Below are 15,996 nucleotides of genomic sequence, written 5' to 3'. Positions count from 1 at the left end.
TGCGACCTGATCGTGGCCGCCGACAATGCCAAGTTCAGCGATGTCGTCGCGGTGCGCTTGGGGATGCCCGGCGTCGAATATTATGCCCACCCTTGGGAATTCGGTCCCCGCAAGGCCAAAGAGCTGCTGCTGACCGGAGATTCGCTCGACGCCGACGAAGCCTATCGGCTCGGCATGGTGTCCAAGGTGTTCCCGGTCGACGAGCTGGCCGACAAGACGCTCGAATTCGCCCGGCGCATCGCCGACCGGCCCACGATGGCGGCGCTGCTCGTCAAGGACTCGGTCAATGCCGCTTCCGATGCAATGGGATTCACCGAGGCCCTGCGGCACGCCTTCCACATCCACGAGCTGGGACATGCGCACTGGGCGGCCCACAACGAGAACAGGTACGCGGTCGGACTGCCGCCCGACGTCGAGGACTGGCGCAACGCGAAGCCGACACAGGTGGCCCGCCGCGATACGCCGTAGCGCACGCGGCCACCCGTTGCCGCGGTGACTTCTCCGCGTGGTTCGATATCTAGAACCTGTTTCAGTTTGAGAGGGCGTCGCGTGCATCTTTCTTTCGAAAACCGGACATATCTGGTCACCGGCGGTGGCAGCGGGATCGGCAAGGGCGTGGCCGCGGGGCTGGTCGGGGCGGGCGCCTCGGTCATGATCGTCGGCCGCAATCCCGACCGGCTGGCGGGGGCCGTCAGCGAGATCGAAGCGCTTCACAGTGGCGGCTCTATTCGCTACGAGCCGACCGACGTCACCAACGAGGAGGAGGCCGCCCGCGCGGTGGACGCCGCCACGGCCTGGCACGGCCAACTCCACGGCGTGGTGCACTGCGCGGGTGGCTCTGAGACCATCGGGCCGATCACCCAGATCGACTCGGAGGGCTGGCGGCGCACCGTCGACCTGAACGTCAACGGCACCATGTACGTGCTCAAGCACGCCGCGCGCGAGCTGGTCCGCGGCGGCGGTGGTTCGTTCGTGGGCATCTCGTCGATCGCCGCCAGCAACACCCACCGATGGTTCGGCGCCTATGGCGTCAGCAAGTCGGCCGTCGATCACATGATGCAGCTGGCCGCCGACGAACTCGGCCCGTCCTGGGTGCGCGTCAACAGCATCCGCCCGGGCCTGATCCGCACGGATCTGGTCGCCCCGGTCTTCGCGTTGCCGGAGGTGAGTGAGGACTACCGCGAGTGCACGCCGCTGCCAAGGCCCGGCGAGGTCGAGGACGTCGCCAACCTTGCGATGTTCTTGCTCAGCGACGCAGCGTGCTACATCACCGGGCAGATCATCAACGTCGACGGTGGGCTCATGCTGCGCCGCGGCCCGGACTACTCCGCCATGCTGGAACCCGCGTTCGGCGCCGACGGGCTACGCGGAGTCGTCTGAAGCCAGGCCGGCGTCTCGATCGGCGAGCGTGGCGAGCGCCGACCAGTCCAGGTGTCCGCCGCCGGTGGCCACCAACGTAAGGAACCGGTCACGCAGCAGGCTTGCCACAGGCAGCGGCACCTGCAACTGCTCCGCGGCGGCGAGCGCCAGGCGAACATCTTTGAGGCCCAGCTGGGCGGCGAACCCGGCCGGCTCGAATTCCCGGCGGGCGATAAGCCGGCCGTAGGTCTGATAGACGGGGGCCGCGAACAACGTCGACGTGAGGATGTCGACGTACTGCTGCCTGTCGACCCCCGCCTTGGCCACCAGCGCGACGGCTTCACTGACGCTCTCGATCACCGAAGCGATCAGGAAGTTGCCGCTCAGCTTCACCAGGTTGGCCGTGTGCGGCTGCTCAGACACCACAAAGGTCCGCTGGCCGATCGCGTCGAATAGCGGGGATAGCGGTTGCAGCACCTGCGGCGCACCCGCCGCGACGATGAAAAGCTTTGCGGCAGCGGCCGCTTCGGGCCGACCGAATACCGGCGCCGCGGCATACCGCTGGCCCGCTTCACCGTGCGCGGCGGTCAGGCGCTCCGAGAGGGCAACGCTGATGGTGCTCGACGAGACGTGCGTGGCGCCCGGGGTCAGTGCCGCCAGAATCCCTTGTTCGCCGAACGCAACGGCCTCGACCGCGCGGTCGTCCGCCAGCATGGTGAACACCACGTCGCCGGTGCAGGCCTCGGCGACGGTCGAGGCGGCGGTGGCGCCCCGCTCGACCAGGCCCTGCGCCTTGCCGGGGGAGCGGTTGTAGACGGTGACCTGATGGCCCGCCCCGATCAGGTTGGCGGCCATGCCCTGGCCCATGTTGCCCAAGCCGATGAATCCGATGTCCATGCACCCACTCTGCCTTGTCGGCGGCCGCCCTTTGCGATGATGAGCGCCTAGTGACGCGACGAGCACGGGAGCGAGCAATGAATCGACTCGATGGCAAGCGAATCCTGGTGACGGGCGCCGCGTCGGGGATCGGGCAGGCGACCGCGCTGCGGCTCCTCGACGAGGGCGCCACCGTGGTCGCCTCCGACGTCGCCGAGGGCGGCCTGGACGCCACCCGGGCCCGTGCCGACGAGGCCGCGACCGCCGGCCGCCTCACCACCGTGCCGATGGACGTGGGCAACGAGGACTCGGTGATTGACGGCGTGCGCCGGGCCGTCGACGGGCTCGGCGGCCTCGATTCGTTGGTCAATGCGGCCGGCATTCTGCGCGCCGCGCACACCCACCAGACCAGCCTGGACCTGTGGAACCAAATCGTCGGCGTCAATCTGACCGGGACGTTTCTCGTTGTGCGCGAAGCACTTCCGACGCTACTGGCGAATCCTCGCAGCGCGATCGTCAATTTCAGTTCAACCTCGGCGTCGTTCGCCCACCCGTATATGGCGGCATACGCGGCAAGCAAAGGCGGAATTCAGGCCTTCACCCATTCACTGGCGCTTGAATACGCGCGTGATGGTCTGCGCGCCGTCTGCGTGGCACCTGGCAGCATCAAGTCCGGAATCACCGACGCGACCGGGGGATACATCCCGAAAGACGCTGACTGGTCGTTGTTTTCGAGGTTGATGCCGATCCTGCCGACCACGGTGGAGTCCAGCGGCACCGGGATGGCCGACCCGTCGGCGGTCGCCGGGGTGATCGCCATGCTGGTCTCCGATGACGGCGCGTTCATCACCGGGACCGAGATCCGCATCGACGGCGGGACGCACGCCTAACCGGAATGCGACCCGGCTTGGCCGCTAGTTAACGCACGGCACGCCGCCGCCGTCGATCGGTTTCCCTTGATCCGGCGTCGGATAGGTCGTGGTGGTGCCGTTGTAGTAATAAGTCTTGGCTTTGGTCGACGTTGAGGTGCTCGACGTTTCGTCCGAAGTGCCGTCGTCAACCATCGACACCGAGAAATTGGTGTCAACGGTCACCCTGATGTGTCCGGGCTGGACGCTGGGGTCGGGCTGACTCGGCGCGTCGAGGCCGAGCAGTTTGGCCACGTTACGCGCGTCGGTTTCCGCCCCGGCGCCATAGGCGACGGTGCTCGCCGTCGGCTCACCCGAATTGCGGTCCCGGGTCTGCCCCGTGGTGTAGCCGTGGTTCTGCAGGGCGTGGGACACCTCGGTCGCGAGTCCGCTCATGCTGCCGGCATTGATGACGTCGACGATGGTCGACGGACTCGGTTTGGCGGCCGTGGTGGCGGGCGTCGTGGTCGGGGGCGCGGCGCCGATCGCCGTGGCCACCTCCGCCTTGATCGCGGCCGGGTCGATGATGTTGACGTCCTGGCCATCGATGTTGTCGTAGCGCACTACCGGCAGCGTCCGGAACTCGACGTGTCCGCCGGACGCCAGCGAACCCAGCCGCTGGATCATCTCCTCGTCCCAACCGGAGGACAACACCACATCCTTACGCGCCACCGCCATGAGGCCCTTGAGCTTGTCCAGGTTGGTGAAGGTTCCCGAGGCCTGCAGCTCCTGCATGACCGACGAGATGAACGCCTGCTGCCGGTGGGTCCGGTCCAGGTCCCCGTTCTCCAGCCCGTGGCGCTGCCGGACGAACGACAACGCCTGAGAGGCGTCCAGCGTCTGCCGCCCTGCCGGGAAGTCGGCACCGGAATACGAGTCGTAGACGGGGTGGTTGAGGCAGACCTCCACCCCGCCCAGGGTCTGCGCCAGGTCGAAGAACCCGGCCAGATTGACCTCGGCGAAATAGTCGATCGGAACGCCGGTCAGGCTGCGCACGGCACGCAGGGTCGCCGCCCGGCCGGCTTCGCGACCCTTCGTCTCGAGTTCCTTCTGGCTGCTGGTGCCCTGATTGGCAAGCTTGTTCGCGACGTACTGCTTGGTGAGGCCGTACGCCTCCTTGATCTTGATGTGGTTGTATCCGGGGACCCCGGTGAAGGGCACCCAGTCGTCGCGCGGGATCGAGAAGGCGACAACCTTGTTGTCGGCACTGACGTGCACCAGGATCAGCGTGTTGGTGTTGTAGCCGCCGTCGTCGGAATCGCCGGCGTGCAGATGCTTCAGGATCGACCAGGGCAGGTCGTTGCCGTCCTGATCTTTGCGGGAGTCCAGCCCGATCAGCAGGATGTTCATGTCGTCACCGCTGGACCGCGGATCGTCGGGCTGCAGGGCGTTCGAAACGGTGATGCCGCCCAGCGCGCCGTGGGCCACGTAGTACCCGGCCCCGGTCAGCCCGACCGCCGCCACTGAGATCAGCGCGCCCAGGGTACGCGTCAGCCCTTTACGGAAACGTGAGGGTTGGCGCACGGCTCGATGACGGCGATGGGCACCGCCCGAGCGGGCCATCACAAACCTCTGCCCACGCTTAGCGCATCACCAGCCACCGCAACGGCGGTTTGCGGCGATGTCGCTTCAAGCATGGTGTCAAGTATGCGTTAGCTTGCTGTGAAGCCCCCAATCGAGAACGCTTCCCAGGTCGGCCCGTTGCGCCGGCCCGCGGGCGCGTTAGCGGTGGCAATCTGAGCCTGACCAGCGCGTTCCGGCTCGAGCGTCGCATCGTGGTTTCGACCACGTCACACTTCCGAGGGGACCGACTCGAACCTGTTATCGAGTCGAGACACCGCTACCGGGCTTGGACCAGGTCCTCGCCCGACTCGTAGAAAACGGTGATGTTCGAGCCGGTCACGATTTCGGCGAGATAAACACCCAACGGCTCGACTTCGTAGTAGTAATGCACATTGCCTTGCGGGTCCACCGCCGTCGCGCAGGACAGGCCCGGCGCCCCGCATCGTTGCTTGATCGGGATGGCGAGAATGGCGAGCGCCACCACCACGGCAATGCCGATCATCAGGGGGACCCTCGTGATTGCCTGCCTCGTCGTGGGGGCCGGATGCATCACCGTTGGAGTCTAAGCGGGCGCCCGCCCGGTTCGGCGCGGCGCAGTAGGGTTTCTCAGCTATGACCATCACCAACCCGGAGGGCCCGCCGTCGCCGCAGACCCGGGTCGAGGTACTGGGCAACATCGGACCCAACTGGTTCGCCTCGGTGATGGGCACCGGGATCGTCGCCATCGCCGGTGCCACCCTGCCCGTGCATGTGGTGGGATTGCGCGCATTCGCCCAGGTGGTCTGGGTGATCGCCGCCGTCCTGCTCGTGGTGCTGATCGTCCTCGTGGGCGGGCACTGGTTGCGCCACCCCACCGTTGCGCGCACGCACGCGCGCAATCCGCAGATGGCGCACTTCTACGGCGCCGCCCCGATGGCGTTGATGACGGTCGGCGGGGGAGCGGTGTTGGTCGGCAGGGACCTGGTGGGCGAACGCATCGCCGTCGACCTGGATTGGGTGCTGTGGACCGCCGGAACGCTGGGCGGGCTGTTCACCGCGGTGAGCATCCCGTTCTTGATGTTCACCCAGCACAACGTCGAACCTGACGCGGCCTTCGGTGGCTGGCTCATGCCCGTGGTTCCGCCCATGGTGACCGCGGCGACCGGTGCGTTGTTGCTGCCGCACCTGTCGCCGGGCACCGGCCGGGAGACCATGCTGTACGGCTGCTACGCGATGTTCGGGCTGTCGTTGCTGGCTTCGCTGAACATCATCGCGATGATTTGGGCGCGCCTGACGCTGTACGGCACGTCGGGTTCCGCGCGGGTGCCAACGCTGTGGATCGTCCTGGGTCCCCTCGGCCAATCCATCACCGCCGCGGGGCTTTTGGGTGCCAGCGCCGGTCTGGCCGTCCACCCCGAAGTGGCCGAGGACATGAACGCCTTCGCGATCCTGTACGGAGTTCCGGTGTGGGGCTTCGCGGTGTTGTGGATCGCGCTCGCCACCGCGCTGACGGTGCGCACACTGCGGCGCGGCATGCCGTTCGCCCTGACGTGGTGGAGCCTGACCTTCCCGGTCGGAACCTTCGTCACGGGTACCTCGCAGCTAGCCGGCCACACGCATCTGCCCGCGTTCCGGGTGGCCGCGGCCATCGCGTACACCGGCCTGTTGTTCACCTGGCTGCTGGTGGCCGCGCGCACCGCGCGGGGCAGCCTCCGCGGCAACCTGCTCAAGCTGCCCCCGAGCACCACGCCGGTGAAGGCGAGTAAGGAACCGGTGTCCTGACGGGCGTCGGTAAGCAAGGCCCTAGGCGTTTCGTCCCCCGGGGTCGGCGGGTAGGCAATCCTGAGCCGATCGGAGGGCTAAATGATGGACTCACGCGAGCCGCCGGAGCGGGGTACTCCGAGCGAGACACCCGAGCGACCGGCGCCGACGGAAACACCTGAACGGCTCACACCGGCGGATGCGCCGGAGCGTTTGACGCCGGCGGAACCGTCCGAGCGTTAGGCGCGGACACAAGCAGCTTGATGAGGAGCGGAGGTCGAGGATGCGCGCTGAAGAAGGCGACGAAACGGTCAAGGACTACGCCGCCGAGGGCAAACAGGCCCTCGGCCGGATCAACGCTTCACGACGACCGGGGTACCGGCTTGGCGATGTGGCCCGGCGGTTCGCCAAGTTGTGGCGGGGCGATCACGCGCCGGAGGACAAGCCCCGGTCCCCGGGCTAGTCACGCGGGCGCCGGGTACCGGTGCGCCCAGGGCCCGGCTTCTTCGAGCTGGGCTGCCAGCTGAAGTAGTTCGCCGTCGGCGCCCAGGCGCCCCACCAACTGCACACCGAGCGGAAGTCCGGCCTCCGTCCAATGCAGGGGCACGCTGATCGCGGGCCGCCCGGTGATATTGGCGAGTTGCGTGTACGGCACCCAGCCCAAGCTTTCCTGAATCAGTTGATCGAGAATTCCGCTGCGCGCCATGACTTTTCCTGCCCGCAGCTTGCTGGCGAGGCGGGCCACCTGTTGCAGCGGGCGCGGCGTCGTTGTGGCGCCCACCCGAAGGGGCGGCGTGGCCAGGGTCGGGGTCAATAAGAAATCGAAGGTCTCGTGGAACGTCGACAGGGATCGGATGTGATCGTTTCTGTTCTCCAAGGCGAAAATGGGCGCCAGAACGCCGGTGGCACGGGCGAGTTCACTCACGGCCAAGGTGTCGGCCTCGAAATCGCGGTCGTGGGCGCCCATGCGTTGTCTGGCGTCGGCAACGTGCTGATAGAGCTGCGCGAACCAAATGGTGAGAAAGTCGCGCGCCAGCGCGGCGTCGTCGTACGGGGGCGGGACCTCCTCGACCCGGTGCCCCAGATCGTTGAGGAGCGCCACCGCCCGTTCCACCGCGGCGACGGCTTCCCGATCGGGATGCGGGTTTATCGCCGAGGACCACGAGTATCCGATGCGCAGCGTGCCCGGCCGGCGCTTGATGTGGTCGGCGAAAGTGCCTTGCGGAAGGCCAACTTCGTAGGCGGCGTGCGGATCGCGGCCGACGATCGCGTCACACAGCGCGGCACTGTCGCGCACGGTGCGTGACACCACGCCCTGGGTCACCATCCCAAACATCGGCTCGCCGGTCTGCGGGCCGTAGGGCGAGAGCCCCCGGCTGAACTTGAGCCCGACCAGCCCGTTGCAGGCGGCGGGAATGCGGATCGATCCACCACCGTCGTTGGCCCCGGCCGCCGGGACGACCCCGGCCGCGACCGCTGCGCCGGATCCACCCGAGGAACCGCCGGGAGTGTGCTCGGTGTTCCACGGGTTGCGAGCAGGGCCCCAGTAATCCGATTCCGTCACGCCTTTGGCCCCGAACTCAGGCGTATTGGTCATTGCGAAGATCACCAGCCCCGCGTCCAGGAACCGCTGAGTCACCAGGGCATGTTGGTCGGCCACGTCGTTGGCCAGCGAACGGGAACCGCTCGAGCTCGGAAAGCCGCGATACTCCTGGGCAAGGTCTTTGATCACGAAGGGCACACCGGCAAACGGTCCGCGCAGGCTCGGGTCGGCGGCCCGGCGGTCCGCCACATCACCGAGTCGGCGGACGATCGCGTTCAACCGCGGATTCACCGCCTCCGCTCGCTGGCGCGCCAACGCGAGGAGTTCGGTCGGCGTCACCTGCTTGCGGTCGACCAGTCCGGCCAACGCGGTCGCGTCCAAGGACATGTACTCGTCAAGCTGCATCGGTTTCTCCTCTGGACGCCCCGCTGCATCGTATTGGAGCAGCTTCCACACCGGGTCGGCGCCGAAGCGGCTTAGTATCACCTGATGCCGATGGCAGTGGAACCGTTTTCGATCCAGGGGCCCGGCGGCGTGCGCATCGTGGCCGACCGGCTGGGCGATCCTCAAGCACGCGCCGTGGTATTCCTGCACGGCGGCGGGCAGACCCGCCGCTCCTGGGGCAGGGCAGCGGCAGCCGTCGCCCAGCGTGGTTGGCAGGCCGTCACGGTCGACCTGCGCGGCCACGGCGAATCCGACTGGTCCGAAGAAGGCGACTACCGCGTCGTCAGCTTCGCCGGCGACGTCCAGGAAGTGCTGGGCACGCTGCCCCCGCAGCCGGTGCTGGTCGGCGCCTCTCTGGGCGGGTTCACCTCGATGCTGCTCGCGGGTGAGATTTCCCCGGGCATCGCCAGCGCGGTCGTGTTGGTCGACATCGTGCCGAACATGGACCAGTCCGGCGCCAATCGGATACACGCCTTCATGTCCGATCGGGTGGAATCTGGCTTCGCCTCGCTGGACGAGGTCGCTGACGCGATCGCCGAATACAACCCACACCGCCCACGGCCAACCGACTTGGACGGCCTGACCACGAATCTGCGACGCCGTGGCGATCGCTGGTATTGGCACTGGGATCCCCAGTTCATCAGCGGGACCGCCGCATATCCCCCTTTCGAAGTCACCGACCCCGAGCGCATGCACGGCGCCGTCGACGCCATCCTGCGCGGCGGCGTGCCGATGCTATTGATCCGGGGCCAGATGAGCGACCTCGTCAGCCAGGAACGCGCGGACGAATTCCTGGCGCGCTTTCCGCAGGTCGAGTTCACCGATGTGCGCGGTGCCGGGCACATGGTCGCCGGCGACCGCAACGACATCTTCGCCGACGCCGTCCTGGGGTTCCTAGCCCGGCATCTCGACGACTGATCGGTTCGTCGGCCTAGGGTCAAAATCGTTGTCCGGCAGGGTATTCGCTAAACATTTTGTCGTTCATGTCAATTCGGTTGTGTCGGGCGGGGCTCCTCGAGCGGCCGAAACCCGCTGGCGCTGTTAGCATGCTGGCCGACACATCAAGAGAGGCGGCGTGGCATTGCGGTGGTTGCGAAGTTTGGGCTTGGTCGGTGCTGTGCTCGCCGCCGCGACGGCGCTGGCGAACCCGGCGCAGGCCGATCCAGGTGTCACGCCGGGCATCAAGGTCGAAGACGAAAAAAGCTCGTGCACATCGGGTTTCGCGGCGCAGGGCAATGACGGCAGTTACTACCTGATGACCAGCGGCCACTGCGATGCCCACGATGGCTCACAGTGGACATACGGCAATGACGTCCCCCTGGGAAAGATCACCGCCAGCGAGAAGGAGGGTGACGCGAGGGACGCCGCCATCATCCTCCTTCGCCCGAGCGTGGGGGCGCCCCTCGGAGATGTCGGAGGACGATACACTGTCCGGGATGTGTTGAGCGCTAACCAGATTCGCGAAGGCATGCCTTTCTGTAAATTGGGTGCGGTCACCGGTGAGACCTGTGGTTCCGTCACACACGTAGACGGTGACGTTGTCGAAGCCAGCGTGTTCAGCCTCAATGGCGACAGCGGCAGTCCGGGTTTCGTGAAGAACCCGGACGGCACCGTAAGTGCCGTGGGCCTGTTGATGTCCTCACCCGACGGCGACGACTACACGACCTACTTCACGCTCATCGACCCGCTGCTGGGCAGGTGGGGGTTGCACGTTCTCCCTTGACTGCGACCGCGCCCGCAAGGTTTTAACACAGCGTTTGTAACTTGCGGGTAGCGGGTATCCGCGCGCCGCGGCACTGCCCAGGGCTCGCTAGGTTGACGAGGCCAATGAGTTCGTTATTGCGACACCAGCGACACGAAGGAGAGCAGTAGTGAAGCGTGGGATCGTCGTCGGCGTGGCGGGTGTTGCCGTAGTGGTCGCGGCGGGTGCCGGCTGTTCGGGTAACAAGTCAAGCACGGGATCGTCGGGTTCCTCGTCGCCGTCAGCGACGGGCCCGCAGGTCATCGTCGATGGTCAGGCCCAGAACGTCAGCGGTCAGGTCACGTGCGCGCCGGCGGGTGACAACACCAACATCGGCATCGGCGATCCGACAGCCGGGGTCGGCGCCGTGGTCAGCAACGCCAACCCGCCCATCGTGCACTCGGTCGGACTCGGCAGCGTCAACGGCATCACGCTCGGCTTTTCTGACGCTGCCCCCAATCAAGGGGGCAACGCGGGGGCCGCGGTCAACGGGAAGACTTACGCAATCAAGGGCACCGCGACCGGGCTCGACATGAGCAACCCGCAGCAACCGCAGCCGGTGACCAAACCTTTCGAGTTGGACGTGACCTGCCCGTAGTGCAGGGGATCGAGACCCAAGAGGGGACGCAGCTATGTCTATGAAACGTGTCGTCGGCGCGGCGGCCGTCGCGGCGGGCATGAGCATCTCCGCGGTTACCTTGAACGCGGGTTCGGCCTCTGCGGCTCCGCTCGACCCACCCCCGCCCTGCCCTGGCTGCCATGGCGGTGGCGGCGGGGGCAACCCCGGCGGCCCCGGCGGGCAGCAGGGCGGGCCCGGCGGGCAGCAGGGCGGGGGCAACCCGGGCGGGCAACAGAGTGGACCCGGCGGCGCGCCCGGTGGCCAAAACAATCCTCCCCAGGGTGGGCACGGGCAGAACCCACCGCAGGGCGGGCAGAACAACCCGCCGCAGGGCGGACAGAACTCGCCGGCGCCGAACGACCACGGGCAATACCCTCAGCAGGGCGGGCAGAACAACCAACCGGGTGACCACGATCAGAACGGACCGGGTGGACAACCCAACGCCCCGGCGACCGAGCACAACCCGCCGCCGCAGGGCAGGCAGGCCCTCAACCCGCCGAGCACCCAGCCTCCGCATCCGCCCTACGTTCCGCGCGGGACGTACGTCAGCGGTAACGCCCAGGTAGGCGGGCCCGGCGATGCGCGGGCGGGTTTCAGCATCGTCGACCACGGGGCACCTCCGCCACCCCCGCCGCGGGGGCACGGGTGGAACGACGGTCCGGCGCCCGGCCACGCGCCACCCCACTGGGTGGGCGCGCCCCCTCCAGGGGGTTGGGACGGCCCGCCGCCTCCCGGTGGCTGGAACCGTCCGTGGTCCGGGCCGCAGCGTGACGTCGCCGTCGCGCAGGTCGATTTCGGGCCGTTCCAATACGACTCCTACACCGCCATCCCGGTCTTCAACTGGCAGTTCGGCGGCTGGGGCTTCTGGTACATGGGAGTTTGGGTTCCGCTGTACTGACGATCCGCCGGTCTAGCCCATGCGCCCGTTGGCGGGCGGCGATCGAGTCGTCGTGGCAGGCTCCGGGGAATGGATGTGCGAGAGAACGTCCGCCGAGCCATCGACGTGATGACGGCTTGGACGTCTGACAGCGGCAACGAGTTCGCCTGGAGCCGGCTGGTCGAGAACGTGATCGATGAGCCGGATGGGGAGATCATGCTTTTGATGGGCTTCGTGAACCTCGCGGGCGAACTGGGGATCAAGCTGGAGAAGGCCACCGGTCAAGACGTTCGATCGCACCTGCAAGACATCGCCCTGAAGTACCTGTGAGGGGCGCGTGAACGCGATGGAGAAACGGTTCGTCCGGGTCGCTCACGACGGCGGCGTACGCACCATCGAGCTGACCAACTCGAAACGGCTCAACATCGTCGGCACGGGCGCCGTGGAGGAATTGACCCAGGCTTTCCGCGCCGTCGGCGATGACGGTGACGTCCGGGTGGTCGTGCTGCGCGGGGCAGGGGACGCGGCGTTCATCGGTGGGGCCGATATCAACGAGATGGTCGACCTGGACCGGGTTAGCGCCGAGGCGTTTATCCGTCGGCTCGCGACGCTGTGCGAGTCGATCCGCGAATGCCCCGTCCCCGTCATCGCCCGGCTGGCCGGCTACTGCCTCGGCGGCGGGCTCGAGGTCGCGATGTGCTGCGATCTGCGGATCGCCGAATCCGGCGCCGTATTCGGCATGCCGGAGGTGGCGGTCGGGATCCCCTCGGTGATCCATTCGGCCTTGATGCCCGCGCTGATCGGGGCGTCGCACGCGGCCTGGCTCCTGCTGACGGGCGAGACGATCGACGCACGCACGGCCGCGACGTGGGGTCTGGTGCATGAGGCGCTCGCCGCCGACGCGCTCGACTCGCGCATCGCCGAACTCACAAGCAAACTAGCCGGATTCGGCCCGAATGCGGTCCGGCAGCAAAAACGCCTACTCAACAAGTGGTTCGACATGACGGTCCACGGGGCGATCGAGGACAGCATCGAGCAGTTCGGTCTGGCCTTTTTGACCGGGGAGCCGCAACACCATATGCGAGCGTTCCTCGCCCGCAAGAAGGACCGGGCGTAGCGGCGGCGCTGTTACTGCGGATGGGTCGCGAGGTAGTCCCCGACCGGGACCGGTGACGGCGCCGCGTAACCGACCGGGAGCAACACGTCGCCGGCGGCGGTGACGTAATAGACGTCCCATCGGTAGTAGGTGGGAAACGCGGCGGGGTCGGTTGCGATCAGTGCGGCGTATTGGTCGACCGCCCGGACGTATTCGTGTGCGTGGTTGTAGCCGTAGATGGCGCGGTCGGGGTCGTCGGTGAAGCCGTTGGCGGCGAGGAAGCGGCCCGCCGCCATGATGCTGTCGCGCGGCGAATTGATATCGCCGCCCTGGCCGTAGGTGGCGAATGTGGACGGCAAGAACTGCATCGGGCCTTGGGCGCCGGCCGTGCTCGTGCCGTTGATGCTGCCGAATCGGGTCTCGACCAGGTTGATCGCCGCCAGGTAGTTCCAGCCGACGCCGGTCTCCGCTTCCGCCGCGTGGTAGTCATTCATCAGCTCGTCAACGGGTGCGGGCGGTTCGATCCGCCACGCGGGCAGGGTGTCTTTCGCGGGTGTCATCGCCTGAAGCTGGCGACGGGCATCGAGGTTACGGTCGTAGACGTCAGCCAGCTCCGGCGGTATGCGCGGCCGGATGATCGAGTCCCACTCGGGATGCCGCCCAATGGCGCGGTACGCGGCCTGCTCGCGGTGCGCCGCCGCCGTCAGCGCCGGCTCCGCCGCCGACGGGTCACGCAGCGCACGTTCGTCCGCGACGAGGTCGTCGGCCAACCGAGCCGGGTCGGACGCGAGTTGCGGCTGCGCGCCAAGGGGCGGATTTGGTGCTGCGGCAACGGTTCTCGAGGCAAGTGGTGCGGCAGCAGGCGTCGCTGCGGTTGAAGCCGTCGTCACCGTCGCATTGGGCTTCGCCGTCGGGGACGAACAGCCGACGACCAGGAACGCGATTACGCCGAGAAACACCGGCGCGGCGACTGTCGGCCTGGGGCTCACTGAAGTCACTTCCGTCGATTTGCCCTGAACAGTCTTTCGCATTTGACCGCCTGAGATCAATGCCGTTGCGAGTATCTCCCTAGGGGGACTTCGAGGTATTCCTGAAGTGCAAAACCTGAGTAACCTCAACGCGATTCACGCGCCGTGGCAGTAAGAGCTCGAGGCGACCGGGAAAGCCCCTCGAGTTGCAGGCGGCCGCGGCTTATTCCAGACTTGAGAATCGCCCGCCCAGCAGAGTGGAAAGCAACATGGCTGACGCCGCGGCTGAACCGAACGAGAGACGGACCAGGATTCGCCGAGCTGCGACCACCACGGCAACCGCCACGGTCGTCTCCCGTCTCATCCGTCCGGCGCTGCTCACCGTGGTGGTGACGGCGCTGATCACTGCCCCGGGTACCCGCCCTCTGCTGCCGCCGGGGTGCGCGATCGGTTGGACGATGGTCGGGCATGTGGTGATCTTCGTGCCCGACTGCACGCAGCGGTCGCCGTCGCCACCGCCCCCGACCGACGGACCGCCAGGTCCCGTCCCGCCTCCGGCGCAGTAGGCGACGGAGCGTGGCCGAGACGGGTCGCGGTCAGGCCGGCATCGCGCTCAGCGCTCAGGGCTTGGGAGCTGCGGAATCGCTATTGGGGCGGTCGGAGAAAGTCGGAAGTTGCACCGGTTCCGCATCGCGGCTGGCAGGTGACACGACCTCGGGCTCGTAGCGATGTGAAAACAAATCGGACGATGTCATGAAGCGGGTCCTCAAGTTAGTTTGGCTCCGGCCCAAACATGGTTGGCTGGGCGAAGGGCGATCGATTCGTGGATCTGATCATCTCCACAAGAATTTGGTTAGTCGGCAGCGCGAACATGGACTGCTGCCACCAATCTACACGCCAGAGTGGGCAACGACGCGGCGCCGAGCGCCTGTCATTCGTCGAGCCCGAAATTCATGCCCATCTGTGTCCTGCCGGAAGCGGCCCGAAACACCCTTTAACGTGCTGTGGGCTGGTGGGAAACAACCCACCAGCCCACACGGTAGAACTCGCCCTAGACGGCGGTCACTCCGACTGCCTGCGGACCCTTGGCCCCCTGCTCGACACTGAACTCAACTCGCTGGTTTTCCTCCAGCGACCTGTAGCCGTTTCCCTGGATTTCCGAGTAGTGGACGAACACATCTGCTGCGCCGCCGTCCGGAGCGATAAAACCGAAGCCTTTTTCGCTGTTAAACCATTTCACAGTTCCCTGTGTCATACCTTCAACTTCTCTCATTTTGAACGGATGCCGACGGGCATCCCGGGCAAGCGTACCACGCGGGGTATGGGAAAGATGTAATCGACTGCCCCAGAACGTTTTTCATGTCATTCGAAGGCCGACTGGCAACGAATCGGATCCGGGGCCTCCGGCCTGTCACCGCGCCACCTCGATGAGGCATGCGAGGGGTCCAACCGGCAACAGTGACGGCTGGCCCGCAGCGAGTCTTCCCTGGCGTTGGGGGCCGTTCGAGGCAGCATTGGCAACGCCATCTGGCCAGCGGGGACGCAGCCGTGTAAGGGCGCCGTCATCGGTCCGCATTTACCGGGGGTTGTGACGATGTCCTGACACGCTCAAACTGGTTGATATGCGCGACCGCGAGACCATCGATGCGGAATTGCGGCGCATCGCGCTCGGGCGCCAAGCGGGCCGGGAGCACGGCGGTCAACCGTTATCGCGTGAGGTTGACGAACTGCTCGACGAGCTCCTGGCCCACAGTGTCGGGGCGTCTCTCCCCGCGGCGGCGAAAGCGCATGGAACCGACGTTGCCACCTACACCGGGTCGCGGGGCGGCCAAATCGGCACCACGCTTCGCCGGCGTAAGGGCGTGCCGCGGCACTTGGGCCTGCTCGCGGCGTTGCCGTTATCTCTGGTGGCCGTCGTCGCCGCGGTGGTGATGATGTTTTCGGTCCACCGCGAGGATTCATCGGCCCAGCCGTCGGAAGCACCGCCATCGGCTTCGCCCGCGCCCAAACCCGTTGTGCCGCAAGCGCCCACTCCGCGAACCGAGATCGCCGAACGAATTCGACCGCATCCGCGAAATTGGGTTGGTGCGCCAGGAAGTCGCAGACCGCGTGACCTTGGGTCATCACGTATTCGTGGCTCGGGACTGGTACCCCTTCGTGCTTCAACGCGGCGATGAACGCCGCGTCGGCGATCTCGGTTCGCGGAGTGGGCGCTTGCGGCACAACGGGTTTGGGCGCGGGCGAAGCCGATGGCGGTGCTTC

The 15,996-nt window shown here is 66.8% G+C and carries 19 protein-coding genes; 12 read left to right on the top strand and 7 right to left on the bottom strand.

All coding sequences use genetic code 11. From position 1 onward, the window contains the following. On the top strand, positions 1 to 468 hold a 468-nt coding region (locus A5711_RS25655; RefSeq protein WP_231987550.1), incomplete at its 5' end, for an enoyl-CoA hydratase-related protein. A gap of 81 nt (positions 469 to 549) precedes the next feature. Next, entirely contained in the window at positions 550 to 1,380 is an 831-nt protein-coding gene (locus A5711_RS25650) for an SDR family oxidoreductase (protein ID WP_067951447.1), read from the top strand. On the opposite strand, the gene A5711_RS25645 is transcribed toward A5711_RS25650, so the two are convergent. Further along, the gene (locus tag A5711_RS25645; protein WP_067951446.1) at positions 1,363 to 2,256 is read right to left on the bottom strand and encodes an NAD(P)-dependent oxidoreductase; all 894 of its coding nucleotides are present in this window, start codon (positions 2,254 to 2,256) and stop codon (positions 1,363 to 1,365) included. The two genes, A5711_RS25650 and A5711_RS25645, sit on opposite strands and share 18 nt — an antisense overlap. 77 nt (positions 2,257 to 2,333) lie before the next feature. On the opposite strand from A5711_RS25645, the gene A5711_RS25640 reads away from it, so the two are divergent. After that, positions 2,334 to 3,125: an SDR family NAD(P)-dependent oxidoreductase gene (locus A5711_RS25640; RefSeq protein ID WP_067951444.1), complete on the top strand. Its 792-nt coding sequence runs from the start codon at positions 2,334 to 2,336 to the stop codon at positions 3,123 to 3,125. A gap of 24 nt (positions 3,126 to 3,149) precedes the next feature. On the opposite strand, the gene A5711_RS25635 is transcribed toward A5711_RS25640, so the two are convergent. Further along, the gene (locus tag A5711_RS25635; protein ID WP_156745059.1) at positions 3,150 to 4,706 is read right to left on the bottom strand and encodes an LCP family protein; all 1,557 of its coding nucleotides are present in this window, start codon (positions 4,704 to 4,706) and stop codon (positions 3,150 to 3,152) included. 277 nt (positions 4,707 to 4,983) lie between these two features. Continuing rightward, positions 4,984 to 5,256 (bottom strand): hypothetical protein, encoded by a 273-nt coding sequence (locus A5711_RS25630; protein WP_197520867.1) that lies wholly within the window; start codon positions 5,254 to 5,256, stop codon positions 4,984 to 4,986. 62 nt (positions 5,257 to 5,318) lie between these two features. Here A5711_RS25630 and A5711_RS25625 point away from each other — a divergent pair, with 62 nt between their 5' ends. Together A5711_RS25625 and A5711_RS25620 are read left to right on the top strand one after the other, a co-directional pair. Then, a complete protein-coding gene (locus A5711_RS25625; RefSeq protein ID WP_067951440.1) occupies positions 5,319 to 6,467 on the top strand; it encodes a TDT family transporter in 1,149 nt (382 codons plus the stop codon). 262 nt (positions 6,468 to 6,729) lie between these two features. Then, complete coding sequence (locus A5711_RS25620) at positions 6,730 to 6,909, top strand: hypothetical protein (RefSeq protein ID WP_067951438.1); 180 nt, start codon at positions 6,730 to 6,732, stop codon at positions 6,907 to 6,909. Here A5711_RS25620 and A5711_RS25615 read toward each other — a convergent pair whose 3' ends face one another. After that, complete coding sequence (locus A5711_RS25615; RefSeq protein ID WP_067951454.1) at positions 6,910 to 8,394, bottom strand: amidase; 1,485 nt, start codon at positions 8,392 to 8,394, stop codon at positions 6,910 to 6,912. Positions 8,395 to 8,484: 90 nt separating this feature from the next. On the opposite strand from A5711_RS25615, the gene A5711_RS25610 reads away from it, so the two are divergent. From A5711_RS25610 to A5711_RS25585, 6 genes are all read left to right on the top strand, one after another. Continuing rightward, positions 8,485 to 9,351, top strand: coding sequence for an alpha/beta fold hydrolase (locus A5711_RS25610; protein WP_197520866.1), 867 nt, complete (start codon positions 8,485 to 8,487; stop codon positions 9,349 to 9,351). Positions 9,352 to 9,508: 157 nt separating this feature from the next. Further along, entirely contained in the window at positions 9,509 to 10,156 is a 648-nt protein-coding gene (locus A5711_RS25605; RefSeq protein WP_067951436.1) for a S1 family peptidase, read from the top strand. A 148-nt stretch (positions 10,157 to 10,304) separates the two neighbouring features. Continuing rightward, positions 10,305 to 10,772, top strand: a complete 468-nt coding sequence (locus tag A5711_RS25600) for a lipoprotein LpqH (protein ID WP_067951434.1) — start codon at positions 10,305 to 10,307, stop codon at positions 10,770 to 10,772. Between the two features lie 40 nt (positions 10,773 to 10,812). After that, a complete protein-coding gene (locus A5711_RS25595) occupies positions 10,813 to 11,691 on the top strand; it encodes an MAP_0585 family protein (RefSeq protein ID WP_067951432.1) in 879 nt (292 codons plus the stop codon). A gap of 69 nt (positions 11,692 to 11,760) precedes the next feature. Then, positions 11,761 to 12,000, top strand: coding sequence for a hypothetical protein (locus tag A5711_RS25590; RefSeq protein ID WP_046185545.1), 240 nt, complete (start codon positions 11,761 to 11,763; stop codon positions 11,998 to 12,000). 16 nt (positions 12,001 to 12,016) lie between these two features. Beyond that, positions 12,017 to 12,787: an enoyl-CoA hydratase gene (locus A5711_RS25585; RefSeq protein ID WP_067951450.1), complete on the top strand. Its 771-nt coding sequence runs from the start codon at positions 12,017 to 12,019 to the stop codon at positions 12,785 to 12,787. Between the two features lie 11 nt (positions 12,788 to 12,798). Here A5711_RS25585 and A5711_RS25580 read toward each other — a convergent pair whose 3' ends face one another. Then, positions 12,799 to 13,755: a lytic transglycosylase domain-containing protein gene (locus A5711_RS25580; RefSeq protein WP_067951430.1), complete on the bottom strand. Its 957-nt coding sequence runs from the start codon at positions 13,753 to 13,755 to the stop codon at positions 12,799 to 12,801. Between the two features lie 248 nt (positions 13,756 to 14,003). Here A5711_RS25580 and A5711_RS25575 point away from each other — a divergent pair, with 248 nt between their 5' ends. Next, positions 14,004 to 14,300 carry a hypothetical protein gene (locus A5711_RS25575; protein ID WP_156745058.1) on the top strand — a complete coding sequence of 99 codons (297 nt, stop codon included), beginning with the start codon at positions 14,004 to 14,006 and terminating at the stop codon, positions 14,298 to 14,300. A 485-nt stretch (positions 14,301 to 14,785) separates the two neighbouring features. On the opposite strand, the gene A5711_RS25570 is transcribed toward A5711_RS25575, so the two are convergent. Together A5711_RS25570 and A5711_RS26645 are read right to left on the bottom strand one after the other, a co-directional pair. After that, positions 14,786 to 14,989: a cold-shock protein gene (locus A5711_RS25570; protein WP_067951426.1), complete on the bottom strand. Its 204-nt coding sequence runs from the start codon at positions 14,987 to 14,989 to the stop codon at positions 14,786 to 14,788. A 353-nt stretch (positions 14,990 to 15,342) separates the two neighbouring features. After that, positions 15,343 to 15,957: a DUF732 domain-containing protein gene (locus A5711_RS26645; protein ID WP_082975852.1), complete on the bottom strand. Its 615-nt coding sequence runs from the start codon at positions 15,955 to 15,957 to the stop codon at positions 15,343 to 15,345. Between the last annotated feature and the right edge of the window lie 39 nt (positions 15,958 to 15,996).

It is taken from the genome of Mycobacterium sp. E2238, from assembly GCF_001672665.1.
GTDB lineage: Bacteria > Actinomycetota > Actinomycetes > Mycobacteriales > Mycobacteriaceae > Mycobacterium.
This window is presented reverse-complemented; position numbering and strand designations above follow the sequence as displayed.

What these genes read in the sequence shown, in the direction of transcription:
- A5711_RS25645 (WP_067951446.1), bottom strand. Translation starts at nt 2,256, where the DNA reads ATGGACATCGGATTCATCGGCTTGGGCAACATGGGCCAGGGCATGGCC.
- A5711_RS25640 (WP_067951444.1), top strand. Translation starts at nt 2,334, where the DNA reads ATGAATCGACTCGATGGCAAGCGAATCCTGGTGACGGGCGCCGCGTCG.
- A5711_RS25635 (WP_156745059.1), bottom strand. Translation starts at nt 4,706, where the DNA reads ATGGCCCGCTCGGGCGGTGCCCATCGCCGTCATCGAGCCGTGCGCCAA.
- A5711_RS25630 (WP_197520867.1), bottom strand. Translation starts at nt 5,256, where the DNA reads ATGCATCCGGCCCCCACGACGAGGCAGGCAATCACGAGGGTCCCCCTG.
- A5711_RS25625 (WP_067951440.1), top strand. Translation starts at nt 5,319, where the DNA reads ATGACCATCACCAACCCGGAGGGCCCGCCGTCGCCGCAGACCCGGGTC.
- A5711_RS25620 (WP_067951438.1), top strand. Translation starts at nt 6,730, where the DNA reads ATGCGCGCTGAAGAAGGCGACGAAACGGTCAAGGACTACGCCGCCGAG.
- A5711_RS25615 (WP_067951454.1), bottom strand. Translation starts at nt 8,394, where the DNA reads ATGCAGCTTGACGAGTACATGTCCTTGGACGCGACCGCGTTGGCCGGA.
- A5711_RS25610 (WP_197520866.1), top strand. Translation starts at nt 8,485, where the DNA reads ATGGCAGTGGAACCGTTTTCGATCCAGGGGCCCGGCGGCGTGCGCATC.
- A5711_RS25595 (WP_067951432.1), top strand. Translation starts at nt 10,813, where the DNA reads ATGAAACGTGTCGTCGGCGCGGCGGCCGTCGCGGCGGGCATGAGCATC.
- A5711_RS25590 (WP_046185545.1), top strand. Translation starts at nt 11,761, where the DNA reads ATGGATGTGCGAGAGAACGTCCGCCGAGCCATCGACGTGATGACGGCT.
- A5711_RS25585 (WP_067951450.1), top strand. Translation starts at nt 12,017, where the DNA reads ATGGAGAAACGGTTCGTCCGGGTCGCTCACGACGGCGGCGTACGCACC.
- A5711_RS25575 (WP_156745058.1), top strand. Translation starts at nt 14,004, where the DNA reads ATGGCTGACGCCGCGGCTGAACCGAACGAGAGACGGACCAGGATTCGC.
- A5711_RS25570 (WP_067951426.1), bottom strand. Translation starts at nt 14,989, where the DNA reads ATGACACAGGGAACTGTGAAATGGTTTAACAGCGAAAAAGGCTTCGGT.